This window comes from Aliiglaciecola sp. M165 (assembly GCF_007197995.1).
In the GTDB taxonomy this organism is placed as follows: domain Bacteria; phylum Pseudomonadota; class Gammaproteobacteria; order Enterobacterales; family Alteromonadaceae; genus Aliiglaciecola.
In genome coordinates, this window is the sequence record NZ_VKKH01000003.1 from 248,756 (window position 1) to 268,648 (window position 19,893).

At 42.6% G+C, this 19,893-nt stretch carries 18 protein-coding genes; 5 read left to right on the forward strand and 13 right to left on the reverse strand.

Going from position 1 to position 19,893, the window contains the following annotated elements; all coding sequences use genetic code 11:
- Nucleotides 1–39: 39 nt before the first annotated feature.
- The 4 genes from FM019_RS06695 to FM019_RS06710 all read right to left on the reverse strand — a co-directional run bounded on the left by FM019_RS06695 (nt 40) and on the right by FM019_RS06710 (nt 3,075).
- Nucleotides 40–327 (reverse strand): type II toxin-antitoxin system RelE/ParE family toxin, encoded by a 288-nt coding sequence (locus FM019_RS06695; RefSeq protein ID WP_143835149.1) that lies wholly within the window; start codon nt 325–327, stop codon nt 40–42.
- Nucleotides 324–557: a type II toxin-antitoxin system ParD family antitoxin gene (locus FM019_RS06700; protein ID WP_143835150.1), complete on the reverse strand. Its 234-nt coding sequence runs from the start codon at nt 555–557 to the stop codon at nt 324–326. The genes FM019_RS06695 and FM019_RS06700 overlap by 4 nt, the downstream gene beginning before the upstream one ends.
- A 259-nt stretch (nt 558–816) precedes the next feature.
- On the reverse strand, nt 817–1,470 hold the full coding sequence (locus FM019_RS06705) for a protocatechuate 3,4-dioxygenase (protein ID WP_143835151.1): 654 nt from the start codon (nt 1,468–1,470) through the stop codon (nt 817–819).
- A 225-nt stretch (nt 1,471–1,695) separates the two neighbouring features.
- A complete protein-coding gene (locus tag FM019_RS06710; RefSeq protein WP_143835152.1) occupies nt 1,696–3,075 on the reverse strand; it encodes a PIN-like domain-containing protein in 1,380 nt (459 codons plus the stop codon).
- 309 nt (nt 3,076–3,384) lie between these two features.
- Here FM019_RS06710 and FM019_RS20805 point away from each other — a divergent pair, with 309 nt between their 5' ends.
- The gene (locus FM019_RS20805) at nt 3,385–3,531 is read left to right on the forward strand and encodes a hypothetical protein (protein WP_185969213.1); all 147 of its coding nucleotides are present in this window, start codon (nt 3,385–3,387) and stop codon (nt 3,529–3,531) included.
- 645 nt (nt 3,532–4,176) lie between these two features.
- Entirely contained in the window at nt 4,177–4,581 is a 405-nt protein-coding gene (locus FM019_RS06715; protein WP_143835153.1) for a hypothetical protein, read from the forward strand.
- Nucleotides 4,582–4,691: 110 nt separating this feature from the next.
- On the opposite strand, the gene FM019_RS06720 is transcribed toward FM019_RS06715, so the two are convergent.
- From FM019_RS06720 to FM019_RS06740, 5 genes are all read right to left on the reverse strand, one after another.
- Entirely contained in the window at nt 4,692–4,940 is a 249-nt protein-coding gene (locus FM019_RS06720) for a hypothetical protein (protein WP_143835154.1), read from the reverse strand.
- Nucleotides 4,941–5,657: 717 nt separating this feature from the next.
- Complete coding sequence (locus FM019_RS06725; RefSeq protein ID WP_143835155.1) at nt 5,658–7,499, reverse strand: UvrD-helicase domain-containing protein; 1,842 nt, start codon at nt 7,497–7,499, stop codon at nt 5,658–5,660.
- Nucleotides 7,496–9,577: an ATP-dependent nuclease gene (locus FM019_RS06730; protein ID WP_143835156.1), complete on the reverse strand. Its 2,082-nt coding sequence runs from the start codon at nt 9,575–9,577 to the stop codon at nt 7,496–7,498. The genes FM019_RS06725 and FM019_RS06730 overlap by 4 nt, the downstream gene beginning before the upstream one ends.
- A 184-nt stretch (nt 9,578–9,761) precedes the next feature.
- Nucleotides 9,762–10,118: a DUF1801 domain-containing protein gene (locus FM019_RS06735; RefSeq protein ID WP_143835157.1), complete on the reverse strand. Its 357-nt coding sequence runs from the start codon at nt 10,116–10,118 to the stop codon at nt 9,762–9,764.
- Between the two features lie 93 nt (nt 10,119–10,211).
- Nucleotides 10,212–11,000 (reverse strand): hypothetical protein, encoded by a 789-nt coding sequence (locus FM019_RS06740; RefSeq protein ID WP_143835158.1) that lies wholly within the window; start codon nt 10,998–11,000, stop codon nt 10,212–10,214.
- Between the two features lie 284 nt (nt 11,001–11,284).
- Here FM019_RS06740 and FM019_RS06745 point away from each other — a divergent pair, with 284 nt between their 5' ends.
- Both FM019_RS06745 and FM019_RS06750 read left to right on the forward strand, forming a co-directional pair.
- Nucleotides 11,285–11,956, forward strand: coding sequence for a nitroreductase (locus FM019_RS06745; RefSeq protein WP_143835301.1), 672 nt, complete (start codon nt 11,285–11,287; stop codon nt 11,954–11,956).
- Between the two features lie 194 nt (nt 11,957–12,150).
- Entirely contained in the window at nt 12,151–12,474 is a 324-nt protein-coding gene (locus tag FM019_RS06750) for a hypothetical protein (protein ID WP_143835159.1), read from the forward strand.
- Between the two features lie 27 nt (nt 12,475–12,501).
- Here the strand turns inward: FM019_RS06750 and FM019_RS06755 are convergent, their stop codons facing one another.
- Both FM019_RS06755 and FM019_RS06760 read right to left on the reverse strand, forming a co-directional pair.
- Nucleotides 12,502–13,407, reverse strand: coding sequence for a DMT family transporter (locus tag FM019_RS06755; RefSeq protein ID WP_143835160.1), 906 nt, complete (start codon nt 13,405–13,407; stop codon nt 12,502–12,504).
- A 32-nt stretch (nt 13,408–13,439) separates the two neighbouring features.
- Nucleotides 13,440–14,288: a DUF6279 family lipoprotein gene (locus FM019_RS06760; RefSeq protein WP_260681557.1), complete on the reverse strand. Its 849-nt coding sequence runs from the start codon at nt 14,286–14,288 to the stop codon at nt 13,440–13,442.
- A gap of 269 nt (nt 14,289–14,557) precedes the next feature.
- Between FM019_RS06760 and FM019_RS06765 the strand changes: the two genes are divergently transcribed.
- Nucleotides 14,558–15,556, forward strand: a complete 999-nt coding sequence (locus FM019_RS06765; protein ID WP_143835161.1) for a 6-phosphofructokinase — start codon at nt 14,558–14,560, stop codon at nt 15,554–15,556.
- Between the two features lie 41 nt (nt 15,557–15,597).
- Here FM019_RS06765 and FM019_RS06770 read toward each other — a convergent pair whose 3' ends face one another.
- Both FM019_RS06770 and FM019_RS06775 read right to left on the reverse strand, forming a co-directional pair.
- The gene (locus FM019_RS06770) at nt 15,598–16,677 is read right to left on the reverse strand and encodes an efflux RND transporter periplasmic adaptor subunit (RefSeq protein ID WP_143835162.1); all 1,080 of its coding nucleotides are present in this window, start codon (nt 16,675–16,677) and stop codon (nt 15,598–15,600) included.
- Nucleotides 16,678–16,706: 29 nt separating this feature from the next.
- Nucleotides 16,707–19,802 (reverse strand): efflux RND transporter permease subunit, encoded by a 3,096-nt coding sequence (locus FM019_RS06775; protein ID WP_143835163.1) that lies wholly within the window; start codon nt 19,800–19,802, stop codon nt 16,707–16,709.
- Nucleotides 19,803–19,893 lie beyond the last annotated feature (91 nt).

Here is a 19,893-nt window from a genome sequence, read left to right on the forward strand (position 1 = left end):
TTGGCTCCGATCAAGTGTTTTGACACCTTGATTCGAAGACTAGAGCCAAAGGTCCGTATCCTGTCCTCCGATAATGGCCATGATCTCAACTCTATTGTTGTGGATTCGGAAATAAATCGAATCTGAACCACACGGACAACGGCGATAGCCTGCGCGGATATTGTCTACTGATGGGTAGGCATTTGGGTTATTCACTATGCGCTCAAATGCATCAAAAAACGGATCGTAATATAAGTCAGCTTGCTGCTCACCGAAGTTCTTAAATCCAAATATGTAAATTCGCCTCAAGTCTTCTTTGGCGTCTGCAGAGAGCTTAAAATTACTCACTGAGATTTCAGATCACTTTTGAATTCGCTTCGTATTTCTTCTTTCGATTGGTCGACGAATCCAGAAGATTCAGCGTCTATTAACTTTTGATTAATGGCTTCATTCCGTCGTGCTTGGCGGATCAGTTCATTAACCAGCTCACTTTTACTCGCATATTCTTTGGCGTCTTCTACATGATGTTTTAACCAAGCATCATTTTTTTCAGTTAGTGAAATACTTTGTCTAGGCATGACTAATGTCCAACTTATTAGAAGTGGTGCGATTTTACACCAGGCACTCTAAATATACAAAAAATTGGCTTATCAATGGATAGGACTGACCATGGAAATACCTATGACCGCTATCTTCCCTTAAGACATATTCCAGTAGGGTTCATTGATGAACCGCTATTCGCTCTAGTTTGTCGATCAAGTTTCGGCCAAATAGCGGACAATAGAAAAGTGACTACCACCCCAACTTCGCTTTTTTAATGCAATTAAATCAAGCGGCTTAAACTTTTCGCAGAATGATATCGAATTGCCCGACAGGTGCATCAAATTCGTTGTGTTGGACAAAATCTACAATCAGGCTACTGCGACCTGGTTCAGGTACATTATTCAAAATACCGTCTGTGTTATTGAGTGCTTCGTTGGCAAAATACATCTGCGTGGTGAGTTCAAAAAAGCCGCGTTTTGACACTTTAAAATGAATATGTGGCGGGCGAGACCAACTTCCACTGACACCATAAGCGCCAGGTTTAATTGTTTTAAATCTATACTGACCTGACTCGTCAGTGTTGACTATTCCCCACCCCTGAAAGTCAGGATCCAATGGTGCTGAATTAGTATCGCCAGGATGTGCATATCGGCCTGCTGCGTTGGCTTGCCAGACATCCACAACAGCGTTTGCCAACGGTTCGCCATTTTCATCAAGCACTTTGCCCGTTACCCAAATCGCTTCACCTTTGGCTGCAGACTCATGTCCCTGAATTTGTGTAAGATCCAGATCCCTATCAGTTTGTGGTTTGATTGGATAAAAGGGTCCTTCAACCTGCGATGGCGTAATAGTTTTCTCTGCCAATGCACGACTTGCCGTTAAGCCTGCCGTCAAGGCTAGGCTGCCTTTTAACAGCGCACGTCTACTGATTGATTTATCGTTGCTCATGGTAATCCATGTGAAGGAGTTGTAACCCCTTTATACGCCTCCAAAAAATCCACAGCAAGCTGATGAAAGACGAATCAACAGCGAAAAAGGATCGAAAACTTTTTATTGGCTTTTCCATATAAAATATTAGTTAACTCCGCCTCCTTAATTCAGTAGTTAGTTCCAATCAAGTGTTTTGAAACCTTGATTCTGAATCACACATATTATGTCCTTTTGAGCAACTTGTTACTTGTGCCTAAACGAGGATATTTCATCATAGGGTCTAAAGCCATATACTTGCCCAGAATCTTCATCATATTCTGCAATGCCGACTACTACCTTTAAGTTTCCTTCGAATTCTGGGAACCTACGAGTAATCATGCGAAAAACTCTTTCAATCTGCTCCTCATCAAGGACTACAACAAAGATTGCAAACTCATAAAAGTTTTCTTCATTTAGTAAATAGTATGCGCGGTAAATAATTTCATCTAAACGATGCATCATCATTCTATGGTCTTTAAAGGCTCTAACTTCGAATCCGAACTTTTTCTCGCCCCTATATGCAATAAAGTCAGGAAAGCCTCTCATTTGATGCTCGATGTTGTCAAAGTGATGACTTAACCATTCGTAAACTGACTTTTCTGCTGACTCTACGAAATTCCGAAGGCTTCTAGAATCTATGACTCTACTTTTACGCTCAAAGGTAACAGCCCTTACTTCTTCAATTGCTTGTTCGGCAATTTGAGCGTTTAGCTGTTCATTTGCATAATTTAGGAATCCCTCGGTGTTATAGATATAAAATCTTTCAACATCTGCTTCTCTAGATATTTCTTCAACTAGCTCCGGTCTTGCACCTATTGTTTTAGGGCCACCACTATCAATTTTCCACCACCAATCCGATTTGGCGTCATCAGTAACAAAGATGATGTCCTTTAAGTTTGATGATTTTGCATGTTCAATTAATTGCTTCCAAACAATTAAATCTCCATATTTTCTCTTATATATCAGGCCACCATACGAAAAGGAGTCTTCCTCATCTTTTTCTTTCGTGGAGTCTTTAAAACCTGGAGGAATACCGTTACCGTACCTTTTGTCCCCTTCCTTAAAAAGAGCATCTAGTAAATCTTGAGAGCTAAATGCATCACCAACATTCCCTTCAAAAAGTTGTTCTAACCTTTCGCGAATATGATCATTAGAATTAACATTTATACTTTTTTGCTCGAGGTCATCTAGCTGGCCAATAAACTTATCTTTTATCTCTGAAATTGAATTAACTAATAGGTCTGGGTCAATGTGGCTATGCCTTTTCTTTAGCTGCAAACCTTCTAATTCACCTTGCATCGAAGAAATAGATTTCGAGACAATATTCCTTACTTCTGAGTAGCGTTTATGTTGTTCTGCTATAACGGATAACCTATTTCTCTGATATTCAAGGCCAACATGGTTTGGAATCCATGCACGACCTTTTAAGCGCTCTAGAACTTTGAGAAGCTCATCTCTTGTTGAGGATTGATAACGATAAAGGTTAAGCAAGACGTTTGTGTCGAAAACAAAAACAGAGTTTTTCCATAACTCTGAAAACTCTGCTCCATCGAGTTTATAATACCCTTTAAATTTGTCTCTCATACTTAACTACTTATCCTTAACATGTAATAGTGTATTACTGCGAATTCGCAGTATGTCCAAAATCGAAGCACAGTGAGCCCACATGCTATTAATTATTTTGTTAATATTAGCAATCGCTTAAGTGCTTTCACCAGCATTAAATGATTATGACTGATGCGATAAAGGGGTCAAACACCATTTATTGGCTCATAACAAGGTGTTAACTAACCCCGCCCCTTTTAGCCTTAAATCGGACTGCAAGCTGACATCTCAGTAGTTGGTTCCAATCAAGTGTTCTGACACCTTGATTCTTGCCGTGGCAATGAGTAAATGATGCCATTGGTTATACCGCCATGTTTAGAAAGAGGTACAGACACAACCGAAGATGTGCAGGCGTTCGTCGAACATATTCCTGATGTGTCGATTGTTGCGCATCCTGTCAGTAACAATGCAGTTAAGAGAATTCTCATAAAGTGATACATATATACCTCTTTGATGCATGTCTTGCCCACTCGCAATGCTGGCATACATGCACTTTTTAATATTAAAGCATTTTATAGCCGTCGATGTTTTTTAAAAGGCTCAAAATACGACAAGTCTGAATACGCATTCATGCCTCCTTTGAACAGAAAGTGTAGGTTAAGAGTAATTTCTCTCAACCAATTTCCAAAAATCGCCATTATTTTTCGTTATCTGCGAGCGTTGGACATGCATTCATACCGCCAAGGTTTCATAGTTTATTGCCAGATTTAATTTGGATAGTTCGTTTAAAAGAAATTGAGATGAGCAATGAATTACAACAATTTTATACACCGTGGATCCGTTTGTATTTTAAAAGCTCATTTGGATATAAAATTGAGTGCCAGAAACTAAATGTTCGATTTTCGACCAAAGGCGGACGTCTCAAAAGTTGGCTCTAATCAAGTGTTTTGACACCTTGATTTCGGTACCTACTAAATAAAGATGGTGAAAAGCATCATTCCTTTTATTAAAGATTCGTGCAAATCAATTGACTCTGCCCCTTCTGCAAAGAAACAGTTGGCTTTTATTCTTTCGGGGTTAATATTAGTCAATAAGGCTTTGCCTTTAGAAGAGTTGTCAATTTTAATCACAGGATAAAAAATGACCGAATTAGACTCGAAGTTATTAATTGATGCAAATGCAATAATTAGGCATTACAGCAGTTTAAGGTTCGCAATAATGACCGTCTTAATTGCGGCAAGTGGCGGCCTCTTTACTGTATATGTAAATCTGTACAATAAACCAATATCCACACTGATTTTTTTAATACCATTTATTGGGTTAATCTTATCTATAGTATTTTTTGTAAATGAGCGTCGAATTCGTGGTGTTCAAAAGCACTTTATAGAAGTTGCAGAAAATATTGAGAAAGCCAATGGTTTAAGGGGGTGGAATGATCGTCCTGCCCCGCCTGGACATCATAGAATAGGTAACGCAAGTGTCGTTTTCTATTATGCAAATTTCGCTACGTGGTTAGCAGTTTTGTATGATCTTATAAAACTTTAAATGGATATTTGCTTTCCTTTTTTGAAAAAATTACCACTTAGCTCTATCAAACAGATACTGTCTGCGTATTTAGCTGTCACTTGGTTTGAGGAAAATAGTTCTTCCTTTTCTCATTGACCAAAAGTGGGCGCTCTGTAGTTGGCTCCAATCAAGTGTTTTGACACCTTGATTTCATGTCCCTGAATTTGCGTAAGGTCCAGATTCCTATCAGTTTGTGGATTGATTGGGTAAAAGGGTCCTTCAACCTGCGAGGGAGTAATGGTTTTCTCTGCTAATGCGCGACTTGCCGTTAGGCCTGCCGTCAAGGCCAGACTGCCTTTCAAAAGCGCACGTCTACTGATTGATTTATCGTTGCTCATGGTTATCCATGTGTAGGAGTTGTAGCACCTTTATACGCCACCAAAAAATCCACAGCAAGCTGATGAAAGACGAATCAACAACGAAAAAGGGGCGAAAACTTTTTATTGGCTTTTCCACAATAAAAAATTAGCTAACTCTGCCCCTTTAACCAGTAGTTAGCTGCAATCAAGTGTTTTGACACCTTGAATGTGACATAACCCACCTAGGACAAATCAAGTGTCCTGACACCTTGATTAGCACCTTTATACGCCACCAAAAAATCCACAGCAAGCTGATGAAAGACGAATCAACAGCGAAAAAGGATCGAAAACTTTTTATTGGCTTCTCCACAATAAAAAATTAGTTAACTCCGCCCCCTTAATCCAGTGGTTGGTTCCAATCAAGTGTTTTGGACAAATCAAGTGTTCTGACACCTTGATTCTTCCATAATAAAAAATTAGTTAACTCCGCCCCTTTAACCAGTAGTTAGCTGCAATCAAGTGTTTTGACACCTTGATTCTTAATCATATTCTAAAAGCCACTCACTTATTTTAACTTTGCTAATTAACACCGATACTTTTTGAGTCGTAGTTTTTTATAAAATACGTCTGCAAACGGCCAAAAGCGGACACTATAAATATTTCCAAAATTAAATCAAAAGACCACTTCTAGCAGTTTAATCGAAAAGCGACTTGTACATTTACAATATGTAAATATGGCTGGGTTATACATCAAATTTATGGAAGAATTTGCACCTGTTCGCTAAGTAATAACTCACTGCCGATGAGTTCGGCGCGAGCGGCATATGCATTCTGACAATAAAGAAATATTCTGAGGTTCATGCGTGCTCGTGAAAAGCAAACGTATGCCAATTTCCTACTACGAGTCAATTGACCTTCCGTGCCATCTCCAGCAGCTGCGGGGGTCAGAAGCTTATTGAAACTATACATGTTCCAGCTGGCTTCGATATCATCAAAAATCACTAAGACGTCTTCGTACTCCTCTCCTTTTGATCCATGCTGAGTACTGAGTGGTGTGTGATTAGAAACGAAACTGTAGTATGGGAGGAGCTCGTTCGTTGACATCGATAAAAATTCGTCGGCTAACCAATCAGACTTTTCTTCAGTGTGAATTGCCTTATCGTAAGCCTCAACTCTTGGTTCTCTATCTAATGCTGCAGCCAAACGATCAGAAATATTGCAAAGTCGATTTTCTTTTGCATACCTCAAGATGTCCACAATTGGACGTTCAGCCCACATTTCGGAAAGCTCGTTTACAAGTTTATGAGCACTATCTAGCATCTCCTTAAGAGGGCGGTCTTTATTTATGCCTAATATATCGAAAGCAGGTGTCTCTTCCCGTAATATATCAACAATCTGTTTTTTGTTGCCGCTCTGCATTGAAACTATCAAAGGGCATAGCGATTTGATAAATGGCTTGACTAAGAAATGGTCCCCATCGATATACTCATCTTGTGCTTTGTTCGAGGCATAGACTCCCGAGAATAGATTTTGTAGTGATGAGAACCCAAGACGTCTTGCAATCATCTGGCGCACCAAGAACAGCCTTTTAGCTTCCTCATTATTCTGCCAACCGATGTATTGTAGGGCTTCATCAAACTTCGATAGAGACTGATCTAATTGTTCGGGTGTATATCTTCCACGAGGCCCAGCAGGAGCTTCTGTTTCAATCAAGGTCAGTAACACACTGCCTACATTCAAGGCGCTATCGCCGGCAGGCGTCTGCTGAATGTCATTCCGAAGTTTATTCGTCAGTGCAACGATTGAGGTAGCGGATCGAAAATTTTCTTCTTTCTCGATTGATCGGAACCCTGCTGGCCCATCAAATACACCAGCTCCATTATCATAAATCTGCTGCATAGGATCGCCAAAATAGGCTACCATCGGAAGACCTTCACCAGAACAAATTGTATTGAATGCGGCAATAACACTATCAAAGGTATCCTGCGCTTCATCGACAAAAATGTAAGGAAACTGGAAACCAAGCCCACGTTGCAAAATAGGATTTTCAGATATCAAGTATGCAGCTAAGTCGATGACGTCATCATGACCGATTTGCCCTTTTGAAAAGCTGCTAAATTGGCTCTCATCGTACTTAAACGCGGTCACCTGATCTAAAATTTCTAATTCTGCCGTCAATTCAACAACTCTAGCGCGTGCTCTCTGGGCTGATTGAGAGTTACCACCATTGTCTTTTTCGCGTGCTTTTGCGATATGGGTTGGAATGAGGTTATCACGAAGAGCTGCACGAATATCTTTCGTAAATCGGTTGATGGAACTCCAAAGGAAACTATGAATTGTTGAAACTAAGTAAAGTTCGTCGAACCCAAGCCGCTCCTCAATTACAGCAGTTGCTCGCTTAGTATATGTAATACAAACGATTTTCTGACCATTTTTCCTTAAATCACTTCCAACTTCTTCACGAAGAAAATTTAGTGCCGTCACGAGTGAAGTTGTCTTCCCAGAACCAGCTCCTGCTACTACAGAAAAAGACTGAGCGGCCAAAAGGCATTCTTCGATTTCCTTATCTGCTGTAGTCGGCTTGAGCAGTTTGGTCATATGACTGCCTCCTCAATTGCCTGAACTTGGCTTTGTAGCCTCTGTTCAAGCCATTCCAATCCTTCACGGATGTATAATGGTACTTGCCAATCATCAGAAGACAGAACTGTGAGCGCAAAATCGGTTTTCTTGAAGCTCGATTCTCGAATTAGTTCGTACATTGACTGATTCAACTCTTCGGCTACCGTTGGGAACACAACGCTTTTGAACGCTTCTCCTTCACCAAAGATTTGGATGTTTTCATAGATGAATGTCTCTTCTAAAGTTCGACCATGAACCATTATATTCTCGCCTAGAAAATCTACTGCAACTGGGCGCTGGAAAGCAACAAAACGGTCAAGGTCAGTCTGCGACTGATCCTGAGCGGGAATTTCATTGAAATCACTGATCAAAAGTTTTCCCGCAAACATGTTTTTGAGGCTAGCATTAGAAGTTACTGCACCGGCATCAACGGCACAGCAGGCTTTTGCTCGGCCACCACCCTCTGGAGGCTTCACAGAGTCTATGTCGGTGATAACCAAGTAGGGAATGTGTAGGAAGGTCATTAGTTCTGCGAACCGATGAGCATACGCCCCGCCAACTTCTAGCGTAGTAAGGTATTTCGTGTTCAAGTTTGGTGATGTCTTCATGATCATCTGTGGCAGGAGAAGCCGCTCCACAGTGCCTTCAATCAATATCGCGGCATCAGCGAAAAAGAGATCACAATGGATCAGAGCTAGATAGCGTTTTAAAAAATCAAGAGCAGCATCCGCATCTACCTCACCGTCATCCGTAGCAACTGCTGAAGCTTGAAAGTCTCTTAGGTTATGTATCTCTGACACGCGTAGAATTGGAGACACAGCAGGATCTTCTTCTGAGCGATGACACCGCCTGAAATACCTAACTTTTTCAAAATCAACTGAATTGAGAACATGTGATGAGTGCGTTGTAATAACAAGTTGTGGGCTACCAATCCCATCTTCATCGAGATTGTTAAGAATATTCCATATATTACCGATGAATGTTTGTTGAACCTGAGCGTGTAAATGGACTTCGGGCTCTTCGACAAAGATTAGGTGGCATAATGGTCGGCTTTCTAAGGTTTGCAACCACTGCAGCTGAAAATCTCGGATCTGGATCGCCATAAGCACCAAGTTTTTGAACCCCAATCCATTATATGCCTCAGGAAGTTCATGAGCAGTTTCCGCATCTATGTAGATTAAATCTGTGCTGCCTCGCAGTGCGACATCGGCACTGATAGATGAAATTATCTTCAAACGGCGTTCATGTGCTGCAGGTACACCCAAGTCATCCAATACACCCATAAGGTTCCCGAAATGCTCATCATAATGTTCCGTGAGTTTTTCGTTGTTCTCGTCGATAATTTGGATGGCCGCATCGCTAATATCAGCTTGGTCTAAGTTGTTGCGATAGAACGAGGCAAACGCAGTGGAGAGCTTACTGCTACGACTAGCTTCCTCATCATCATTCATATTTCGTTGGGCATCAACGAAGTCCGCTCGCACCAAAGAATTCAATATGCGTTTACCATCAGCAAGCCTGAGTATTGTTTCCTCAATTTCATCGCTTTCCAGCCTTGAAAGTGAAGAGTACTGAATGGAAAAGTGGTGCTTGAAGTTACCATCAAGGCCTAAAAAGTGGCTTAGGCTTCTTTTTCGGTTACCGTCATCATCACTTGGGAAAATGGTGTCATATTCAGCCCATAACTTAGAAATGTCATCTACTGCATACTTGCAGCGGATGCCGACTTCATATGTTTCTATGGAGACACTTGAAAGCAAGGCAAAAGCACGACCAAAAGAGATATTTTCGGGATCAAAATCGAACCAAAGATCTAGCTCTATTGAGGGAAAAACGATGTCTCCTTCAGGTGAATAATGGTCAATCTCTGAGATGCGTTGAATAGAGAAATCATGAATCTTAAAATCCCTAGAAGAGAGAAAGCACCGAAATATGCTGGTTGCCGAAGTCTTCCCACTATTATTTGGCCCAACGAAAACAGTTTCAGAATCTTCGAAATCAACTTCGACCTCTTCAAGGCGACGAAAATTCCTAATAAAGGCTTTAGCTAACCTCATTTTTCACTTCCCTATTGAATATAAAAAACAGCATTTTTCAATCACACATACGGTTTTTTTCATTTATGTATTATTTGATGCCCGATGTCCGCTTTGGGTCGAAACCAGACCCACCTGTACCTATCAGCATACACATCCCCCATCGAATTTAAAGTAAAAATTTTACCGTTAATTTTTACGAAGCTCACTTACCTAATTGCTGGATATATTCAGCTAAAGCTTTGTTTCCAATATCTTCTGGTGTGGTAATTTTAATATGTCGACGATGTTTTCCACCGCCTTCGAGTACATTATGGGGATCGGTAAATTCAGCGCCATTGCTAAACTCGATGGAGACGTGGCCTTTGTAGGAGAAGATACCCGCGACTAATTCGCCATTGAGGTTGTAGGTGATACCGCCGTATTTGAATCCTTCGCTGAAGCCAAATTTGGCGTTTTGAAACTCCGCTCTTAACGCTAATAGCAACTCGTGTCGTTTGGGCGAGAGGAGTCGTGAATCTTCGAGGAAATTGTGAATTTTTTCTTGAAGGGAGTCTGGCATGAGTTTGTCCTTAACACTGTTATTGAAGACTCAAACGAGATTGATACGTTCTCGTTTGAGTCTTATTTTTAACGTCCTGTTGGGTGGAACCAACTAGTTTTTATCAAACAGCCCTTTGAGCTTGTCACTAGCTTTGTCGAGCAACTTGTCTTTTTCTTCATCCAACTTTTCTTTGGCCAAACGTTTAGCTTCGTCTTCCAACCTTTTCTTAGCTTCGGCTTTTGCCTGAGCGATGACATTGTCGAGCATTTCATTGGCAATGGCCGCGCCGACTTGATCTGCTGGCAAACCGTTTGGCTTACCTATTGGGCCGGCATTGAAGGTGGGTAACGTGATTTCATAAGCTTTGGTATCAATTTTCAAATCGCCAGTCGGCAGATTTTCAAAATTAAGTTTCAAGCGCACGTCTTTAACTGTGACATTTTCAACAATCACCAAGGGGTTGGCGCCGTCACCAGACTCGGCTGGTGCCTGTTCGGTTGATGTTGGGATCTGAGCCATTAAATTGTCTTTCAATGCTAGCAAGTTACCCTGCCCGCTTGCGTCAAATTCATACAGAATTTCTGGTGCGTTAATGCTGACATTTTGCACCACATAAGGTTCGCTGGTGACATTGCCTAAATCTAAGGTGACAGATTCAAAGCTAAAAGCATCAGATTGGCTAAAGCCACTGGGGTTTTCTACATCCAAATCGTTGATGGTGAGCCTACCATCAGTTAATGCCAAATCTACATTTAGCACACTTACGCTGGTGCCAAGAAATTTACTGCCTTGTTGCTCGATTTGAGCACGGATAAAATCTCCTGCGCCGCCCAATAGAAACATCACGCCACCTGCGATGAGCAGTACAATCAATCCTACAACAACTAGTCCTTTTTTCATTTATCAGTACCTTTTCAATAACTGTAATATCAATACTCTAGCACATGTTTTGCTACTGCATATGGGCAAAATAGCGGTTATTTTGAAGCAAATAAGCTGAAACTAAATCAGACGGCGAAAAGAATAATGTGACATCCAAATACTCATGTTGCACTTCAATTGCGACCCAAAGTATTCATCTAACTTTTTGATAATCATCATAAATATGCATGGCAAGATGTAAGCATTATGTTTAACCTTCTTGACAGCAATTAACGATGTCTTTGAATAACACCAAGGTTTATATGAATTTCGCAGAGTTTGCCGCATCCAGAAAAAGTGTTCGAGGCTTTAAAAAAACGCCAGTCTCCAGAGAGTTGGTAGACCAAGTCATTAATGCCGCAAAATGGGCACCCTCTTCATATAACACCCAGACCTGGAAGATCCACGCAGTTGCCGGAGAGGTGTTGGATAAAATCCGAGAAGGTAATACTCAAAATACCCTTGCCGGTAAGCCCCACGTTAGAGACTTCCCGTATAAGGAAGATTATCAGGGGATCCACAGACAAAGACAGATTGACGTGGCCATCCAGCTTTTTGAAGTCATGGGGATTACCCGTGAAGACAAAGAAAAACGAATGGACTGGATGATGCGCGGTTTTCGTCAATTTGATGCGCCGGTATCGCTGGTGTTGACCTACGACAAGTCCCTTGAGCCTGCTGGGATCACGCAATTTGGATTGGGCTCTTTGGCATACGGAATTGTGCTCGCCGCTTGGGACTTGGGATTGGGGTGTGTGATCAATGGTCAAGGAATTATGCAATCAGACGTGGTTCACAAATATGCACAAATACCTGATGATGAAGCCATTATGATCTGCATTGCCATGGGCTATCCAGATGAAGATTTTGCTGCAAATGACGTGCGCTCCACCCGCGCAGACAACAAAGATTTTGTGCGCTATCACGGATTCTAAGAGCAACTTTATAAAATTAGAATGCGCATTTTTAAACATTCCTATTACAAGGAGATGCAAAAGTCGTTTATAACAAGTAAAACGGATAAAGAATGACCTATCAGTTCAAGACGAGTAGCTTTTTGCCCATTACTCAGCTATGTTTGTTGTAAGGCGGCCTATGCCTTTGTTTTAACAGTAAATAAGAGAAGTTCATGTTTCACCTGCCCGGTCATCGTTCCTTCGTATACGCGTTAAGCGCGACATCAATGCTCATTTTTCTTACAGGGTGTGCTAATCAAACAAACCCATGTGAAGATATTTTGGAAGTAAAGCAGCAACATCAGGAATGCGAAAGGTTGAGAAAAACCATGTCTCGCACCAATTATCCTCAACAAGCATTGACTGCCAAACTCAGATACGAAGAAGCCTGCTTGAACCTTAGATATTATCGAGATGATTACGACACGATATGCAAAAAAGGCGGAACACCTATTGGCGAGCAGCCTAAGAAAAAAGAAAACGAAGACAAGCCCTAACGAAATAGTCCCGTGAAAATCTCTTTTTCACAATGTTTTGTCCTTCGATAAAGCGGTCATCATCGATCCGCTTACCACACACAACGCACCGATTAAGACAAAAACGTTGAGCTCTATCATGGCGTATTGCCCTGGCAAAAAGTGTTCGGCACCTGCAACGCAAATAAATGTAAATACTGGCCCCGTTGCCACCACGGCACCTACTTTAGACGAGTTCCACACAGCAAGCGCTTCGGTAAAACAACCGTAAGCCACAACGGTATTGATGCAACAAAATACGAGTGCGCCCCATTGCAATCCAGTCATATTTGCCAGTCCTGACAAATCGATAAAAGGTAGCAATGCGATAATACCCACGACATAAATAATCAGGGTTAACTGTTTAGCTGTAAACGAACGAAGTAATAATTTTTGTGACAATGCATAGCCTGCCCATGCTGTGGCAGCAATTAAAACTAGTACTATACCTTTGTTATACTGGGAACCCGCTAAGAGCAGCTCCCCAATATTGGGGCTGAAAAATAAGCCTAAGCCACTAAAGAGGGTCACAGCACCAAAGATTGCTAGGGGATTTAAACGTTCTTTATAAAAAAAGATCCCACCGAGCATCAACATAATAGGTGCAACCTGCATAACAACTTGCACAGTCTCAGGGCTGACATAAGCCAGGCTTTGCACAGTAGTGACATAGTTAACTACCAGAAGTAATGCAGCGATCAATGCAATCAATAAGATCTTCGGAGATTGGCGCGCAAGATTAGGCAAGGCACGTTTGTTTGCGAGAAATATCAATACGATACCTGCTGCGACAAGGAACCTTAACCAGGTAATGCTTTGGCTATCTAACGCTTGTAAACAAATGTGCAGGAATACCGGGAGTACTCCCCAAAGAACTGCAGTGGTCAGTGACAGTAAAAACCCATTCCAATTCAACGACTAATCATCCACCTCACTAAAAATTGGCGCTAATCTTCAATTAAGTCGGTGATATCGTCAACTAGATCATCAATTTCATTGAACATACGTCGTTTTTGTTTTTTGGTTAACGTGGTATTTATCTTCGCCAGCAATCCGGCAAACACCTGGCGGTTGTGCTGATTAGCTGCAATATGAGCGTCGCTGCGAAATTGATCTGGATTTGCCATGACCGCTTGCAATTGCTGAGCAAAATCTTCGAGTTCATTGCGTTGCAATAGTATCGATTTGGCTTGGGCCTGACTAGCGCGGCGATATTCAATCCAATAGTCAAAGGTCGATTGAATATTATCGATCTCAGTATTAATGATCTCTTTTTGCTCATCTGTCAGTCTGCCAATCATATTCTTAAATTGTTTCTGACTGCGCTTTCGACTGTCTTCCCAGCGCTCAGCTTCGGTATCTTCATTCCTTTCTTCAATTTCCTTTAGATTGTCTTTTTCAAGTGTCTCAAACAATTCAATAATTTGTTCATCAGTCAGATTTACCGCCAAAGCAGTAAGCTCCGGGCTAATATGATCACGAAAACGCTCCCAATGTTTACTACCCTGCTCTAACTGTTCAATCCATTGTTCAGCACTTAGCGGACCAGCTTCTAATTGGGATTTTAAATCCAGCAACTGCTGTTTGTACTGCGCTAATTCTGTTGTTCTGTGCCACTTATGCCATTTTTCTATTCGGACATCGAGCAGGTTCTTTTGTTGCTTATTAAGGTCAATGTAGTCGTCAACATACCAGTACAACATCCAGTCGATGTTGTTATAAGCAAATTTTGATGAGCACCCAGATAACACTAGGGTAAATAACACAATAAAAAGAATAGAAAGCCGTTTCATCATTTTGAGTTTCTTAATCAATCATTAAACTAAGGAAGTGAATGGCCAGTATTGCCCATTTCATGTTGTAGAAACAATATCCACTCACGTTTGCTTACAATTAGTACGCATAAAACACAAATTTGGCTGCACCTTCGACAAAAGATTTTAACGGCCTTGAGTCGACAGAATTGCATATAAAAAATACGCTGGCAAAATCACTATTTTGCTATGTTCAACAAGCAATTACACTGATACGCTATAACAAAGTTGATCAGTCTTGGAGATTATCGATGCGAAAAATTGCACTTCTAACCTCTGGAGGAGATGCGCCTGGCATGAATGCATGTATCCGTGCCATTGTACTGACATGTCTTCGTTACGGGATAGAAGTCTACGGCTATCGACACGGTTACAACGGTCTCTTGGATCAAGAATACCTCAACTTACGCGCTAAGAATGTACTCAACATTATTCAACGAGGCGGCACTATATTGCGCAGTGCACGATGCCTAACGTTCAAATCCGACGATGCCGCCAAAATCGCAGCCAAGAATCTGGATATTTTGGGTATTGATGCGTTAATGGTGATTGGGGGAGATGGTTCATTTCGTGGCGCCAAGCACCTCTCGAATCATTGGGGTGGCCAAGTTATCGGATTGCCCGGTACCATCGACAATGACATATACGGCACCGACGCCACCATTGGTTATTACACAGCAATTGAAACAGCACTTTCATCAATTGACAAAGTACGAGACACAGCTGACGCGTTCGAACGTATATTCCTTATCGAAGTCATGGGTCGCCACGCAGGATTCATCGGATTAAATGCAGCCATTGCCTCTGCAGCAGATCAAATTATGGTTCCTGAATTGCAACGTAGCTGTGAAGATGAGCTGCAAAACATTATCAATCATATTGATGCCGTAAAACGGCGCAGGGGAACCTCAAGCTATATCGTAGTCATCACGGAAAATTTATGGCCTGAAGGGGTTACGAAGCTGGCTGAAACGCTCACCGAAAAAACACAAATCGAATGTCGTCCTGTGATCCTTGGTCACGTACAAAGAGGTGGCTCGCCAGTTTCTCAAGACAGGGTGTTAGCGACTAAAATGGGTGCCTTTGCTGTGGAATCTGCTATGGCAGGTGAAACCGGCGTCATGATCACAGAAGTGAATCAACAAGTGCAGTGCGCACCGCTAGAGGTGAGCTGGAGCAAACAAAAAGAATTAGATCCCTATTTGGTAAAGATTCAGCAAGATCTTTTTGACCTGCTAAAACGTCCCTAATCGATCACTCACTCCTACTCAATGCTGTTGCAGTCGCCACGCTAAAGCGTGGCTACCTGTTCACTGTCGTCGGTAAAACGGACTTTTTGACCTTCTCTTAGACGCTCAGCGCCTCTAATGACAACGGGAGATTGTTCATCAATTTCGCCAAAGACTTCAATACGCTCGCCAATGCCAATGCCGGTTTTGACCGATATTTGCTTGGCCTGGTTTTCTCCATCCACTTGATAAACAAAGGCTCCTGATCGGCGCAACACCAATGCATCTCTGGGCACGGTTAATCCTTGATGGTATTTGCTGTGCGGCAGCGCAACACGCACGGCACCACCGATCGCATAGTCGCCGGGCTGCAATCTAACGCGAATTTCCATCATTCTTGAACGTTCATTGCCCACCGGAACAATAGCGCGAATAGGATAAAGTCCTTCGATGTCCCCGGATTTAACGAGCACTGACAAACCCTGTTGGATGTAGGGTACTGCCGAGAGAGGCGCCTTAATGCTCGCTTCAATATTTTCGGTATCCACAACACGCAAAAGCGTTTGTCCGGTTGCAATGTATTCACCTGGGCTTTGCAAACGCTCCACCACCATTGCAGTAAAAGGAGCCTTAATTTGGCTTATCTCGATGCGATGTTCAGTCAGTTTTTTATCTACTTTCGCTTGATTCAACTCCTGGCGCGCAATTTCTAATTCAGATACGACCTCGTCAAGCTGATCTTTTGACGTATTGGCCTGTGCCGCCATGCTACTAAAGCGCTTTTGTTTGCGCTCCAATAAGGTCACTCTTGCTTCCCATTTTGCAATGTTGGCTTGGTTTTGCTCATAGTTTAATTGCAACATATGATCATCCACTTTAGCCAACACCTGACCGACTTCCACCAAATCACCAACGTCTGCCATCCAGGTGATCCGGCCTGGCACCTCTGTAGCAATATTGGAATCTGTACGACTCATTACCGTTCCTGGCACCCATATTTGCTGAGCGATCATCTCACTTTTTACATTTTCGACTTCTACTAACGCAGGAGGCGGTTCTGCTGGAGGCTCCTGCCCTACACTTTGCCACGATACGCTCAATAGACTGGTAAAAAGAACTGCCGAGTATGCTATTTTTCTCATGTGGGTTTCCCAAATTAAATTAATCGTTTTCATGGCTGACTCACTGCGCTTGGCTTAGGTAAAACGCTGTTTTCGGTGGTATTCTGTGGCTGTCTCATGGTCAGTAAGGTAGGCAGCAATAACAACGTGAATATTGTACTGACGCACATTCCGCCCACAATGACAGCGGCCAATCCACGATAGATAACGCTACCTGCACCAGGCATCAGAAGTAGTGGTAACATGCCAAAAATGGAGGTTAGCGTGCTCATAAATATCGGCCTTAATCGCAACAACAAGGCTTGATGTACGGCTTCACGTCTTTCCAGTCCATTACGCTCTCCGTTACGTGTTTGATGTACAAGCAATATGGCATTGTTGACCACCAATCCCAGCAAGATGATAAAGCCGATCATGGTTAGCAAATCCATAGGTTGGAAGCTGATTAAGTTCAATAAGCGCACCGCGATCACGCCACCAACCGTCGCAAGCGGTATGCTTAAAATCACCATTAAACTGTCTGTGAGTGAACGGAAAAGTCCGGCCATCAAAACAAATAGAAGTGCCATAGCAAACAGGAAGTTCTGACTCATAGTGACGATAGCTTTATTTAAACTGTCTGCACTGCCGCCATAATTTATCGCCCCATCGCTGGGCATCATGGCAAGAATTTCTGGTTCAACTTCTTGTTGAATTTTATTCATCGCCTCTTCTAACGACATGTTCTCGGGCGGGTTTACAGATAAGTTAAGTGTACGTCTTCTGTCTACACGTTGAATAAACGTTGGCCCAACGGTTCTTACAACGTCTACAAGTTCACCCATTTGCACCATCTCACCATTGGGTGTCATCACGGGGATAACAGAGAATTGTTCCGGGTCAGACCATTCTTGGGATTTGAAGATGATATTCATCCGTTTAATGCCATCAAAATATTCACCCACGTACATGCCATCACCCATAGAGCGCACTAAATTGGCCATGCGACTGCGGTCCAGGCCAACTTCCATGATCCGCGCATCGTTTGGAAAGAATTGTAATTGCGGCTCGGCTTGGTCAGGATCAGGGTTTACACGAACGTTAGCGCCGGGAAAAGTCTTGCGAAGCAACTCCAATCCATGCTGTGCTGCGGCAGCGACGCCTTCTTGATTTGTCGCTTGCAACCGAATATCAATGCTACGGCCGTTTCCAAAGCCACCAAACAAGTTCCCTTGCATGGCAAATGCTTGGGTATCGGGTAAATCCTTTAAAATCTCATCTCGAACAAGATTCTCCAAATCTCGCACGTCACCTTGATCTTTAGCGCGAACCCCAATGGTGCCGCCATTTGGCCAGGTTATAATGTAATAATTTTTCAGCGCGGGCTGCTTTTCACCGGCCATATAAGGTTTTAATCGTTCAACAACCAGAGACATAACTTCCTGTTCAACAAATTCATCGCTGGCGCCCGCAGGAAAATTGAAAAACGCATCGATTGCATCTCGCTTCACCGGCGGCAGATAATCCAGCTTTGGCATCAACAAGTAGGTTGTTGTCAATGGCACGATCATCAACACGGCGATAGTCACAACGCGTCGTTTAAAGGACTGATTAAGCAGCATGATTTTAGCCGCTATATTTTTCCACAGGTTTTGTAATCGGTCAGCCGGTAACTCACCCTGCAACCACAGGCTGGCTGCGACGGGTAAAACGGTTACGGCAACGATAAACGAAATCATCACCGCGATGGCGATTGTCAGAGCCAGATCCGCAAATAGCTGACCTTCTACATCTTCCAGGAAAATTACCGGAATGAATATCGCTACGGTGGTCGCCGTTGAGGCTAATAATGCACCAAATACTTCCTTGGCTGCTCTTTCTGCGGTTTGAACCGTACTTTCTTCTGGTTTTTTATGCCGCACAATATTTTCAAGCACGACGATGGCTGCATCTAGCACCATCCCTACGGCAAAGGCGAGTCCAGCAAGTGAAATAACATTCAACGAACGACCGGTTATTTGCAATACAACAAAAGTACTTAATAACGAAATTGGGATAGCCAAGGCCACAATTAGCGTGGCGCGACGCTGGCGCATGAACCACCAAAGGATGGCAACGGAAAGCAGAATACCGATCACCAAATTACTGGTGACCAAATTGACGGCACGATAGATAAATACCGACGCGTCAAAAGACTGCACCATAGTTAGCTGTTCGACCGCCAGAACATCTTGATTGATCTCATCCACTCGGTCTTTAACGGCCTCAAGTGTGGCCAAAACATTGGCTTTACTCTCGCGATCTATCCGAATTGAAATCGCCGGGTTACCATTTTGCACAGCAAAATTGGAACCCTCAGCCCGCTGAATTTTGATCTGGGCAATATCACTGAGTTTTATTGGACTGCCATTTCGCCATTCAAGGATCATCTCGCCCATCTCTTGAGGCGCGTATTTTCCTTGAAAACGCAACGTATATTTACGCCGGCCTACATCGACAAACCCGCCAGACACATCATTGGCCGAACCAAGTAGTCTTGAGATATTGGTAAGATCAACGCCTAATTCTGCGGCGAGATAGGGGTCAAATTCAATTTGGAATTCTTCGCTGCCACCTACTCCACTTTCCATTCGAACACGGGAAACCCCACTGATAGATTCAAGACGGGGCCTCACAACGTCTTCAAAAAAGGTGACATAATCACCAATTTCATTGTTGTTGCCGGGGAGTTTTTGTAAAAAGAAATAGGTCAAAGCCGGTTGGCCACCGCCACCACCGCCCATCATAATATTTGGGGACAAAGCGTCTCTTGGAAGTGGCGGGATCCGGTTCATGCGGCTAATCACTTCGATTAAGGTTTTTTGCATGTCGGTTTCAATACCAAATTCAAGATTTATCCAGGCGTTGCCTTGATTCGCCCAGGCGCGCATGTTCTGCAATCCCGGAATACCTTGCAACACTTCTTCTTGAGGTTCTAAAATTTCTGATTCGATTTCTTGTGGGGAAGCGGCACGCCAGAAGGTTTGAATGGATATCCGCGGACGTTCAATATCTGGAAATAACTGCACGGGTAATTTAAATAAACTATAAATCCCCAAAAACGCCAGGATACCGACAGTAATCGCCACACCAGACGCGTTCTTTAATGCAGTTTTTGTTATGTCCATAATGATTCTTATTGCATTGATTGTTAGCAATAACTATAAGTCGCATTAAAGAAGGAAAAAGTTTAAATCTGTTAGTCGCAGAATTTCTGCG

What these genes read in the sequence shown, in the direction of transcription:
- FM019_RS06700 (WP_143835150.1), bottom strand. Translation starts at nt 557, where the DNA reads ATGCCTAGACAAAGTATTTCACTAACTGAAAAAAATGATGCTTGGTTA.
- FM019_RS06705 (WP_143835151.1), bottom strand. Translation starts at nt 1,470, where the DNA reads ATGAGCAACGATAAATCAATCAGTAGACGTGCGCTGTTAAAAGGCAGC.
- FM019_RS06710 (WP_143835152.1), bottom strand. Translation starts at nt 3,075, where the DNA reads ATGAGAGACAAATTTAAAGGGTATTATAAACTCGATGGAGCAGAGTTT.
- FM019_RS20805 (WP_185969213.1), top strand. Translation starts at nt 3,385, where the DNA reads ATGATGCCATTGGTTATACCGCCATGTTTAGAAAGAGGTACAGACACA.
- FM019_RS06715 (WP_143835153.1), top strand. Translation starts at nt 4,177, where the DNA reads ATGACCGAATTAGACTCGAAGTTATTAATTGATGCAAATGCAATAATT.
- FM019_RS06720 (WP_143835154.1), bottom strand. Translation starts at nt 4,940, where the DNA reads ATGAGCAACGATAAATCAATCAGTAGACGTGCGCTTTTGAAAGGCAGT.
- FM019_RS06725 (WP_143835155.1), bottom strand. Translation starts at nt 7,499, where the DNA reads ATGACCAAACTGCTCAAGCCGACTACAGCAGATAAGGAAATCGAAGAA.
- FM019_RS06730 (WP_143835156.1), bottom strand. Translation starts at nt 9,577, where the DNA reads ATGAGGTTAGCTAAAGCCTTTATTAGGAATTTTCGTCGCCTTGAAGAG.
- FM019_RS06735 (WP_143835157.1), bottom strand. Translation starts at nt 10,118, where the DNA reads ATGCCAGACTCCCTTCAAGAAAAAATTCACAATTTCCTCGAAGATTCA.
- FM019_RS06740 (WP_143835158.1), bottom strand. Translation starts at nt 11,000, where the DNA reads ATGAAAAAAGGACTAGTTGTTGTAGGATTGATTGTACTGCTCATCGCA.
- FM019_RS06745 (WP_143835301.1), top strand. Translation starts at nt 11,285, where the DNA reads ATGAATTTCGCAGAGTTTGCCGCATCCAGAAAAAGTGTTCGAGGCTTT.
- FM019_RS06750 (WP_143835159.1), top strand. Translation starts at nt 12,151, where the DNA reads ATGTTTCACCTGCCCGGTCATCGTTCCTTCGTATACGCGTTAAGCGCG.
- FM019_RS06760 (WP_260681557.1), bottom strand. Translation starts at nt 14,288, where the DNA reads ATGATGAAACGGCTTTCTATTCTTTTTATTGTGTTATTTACCCTAGTG.
- FM019_RS06765 (WP_143835161.1), top strand. Translation starts at nt 14,558, where the DNA reads ATGCGAAAAATTGCACTTCTAACCTCTGGAGGAGATGCGCCTGGCATG.
- FM019_RS06770 (WP_143835162.1), bottom strand. Translation starts at nt 16,677, where the DNA reads ATGAGAAAAATAGCATACTCGGCAGTTCTTTTTACCAGTCTATTGAGC.
- FM019_RS06775 (WP_143835163.1), bottom strand. Translation starts at nt 19,802, where the DNA reads ATGGACATAACAAAAACTGCATTAAAGAACGCGTCTGGTGTGGCGATT.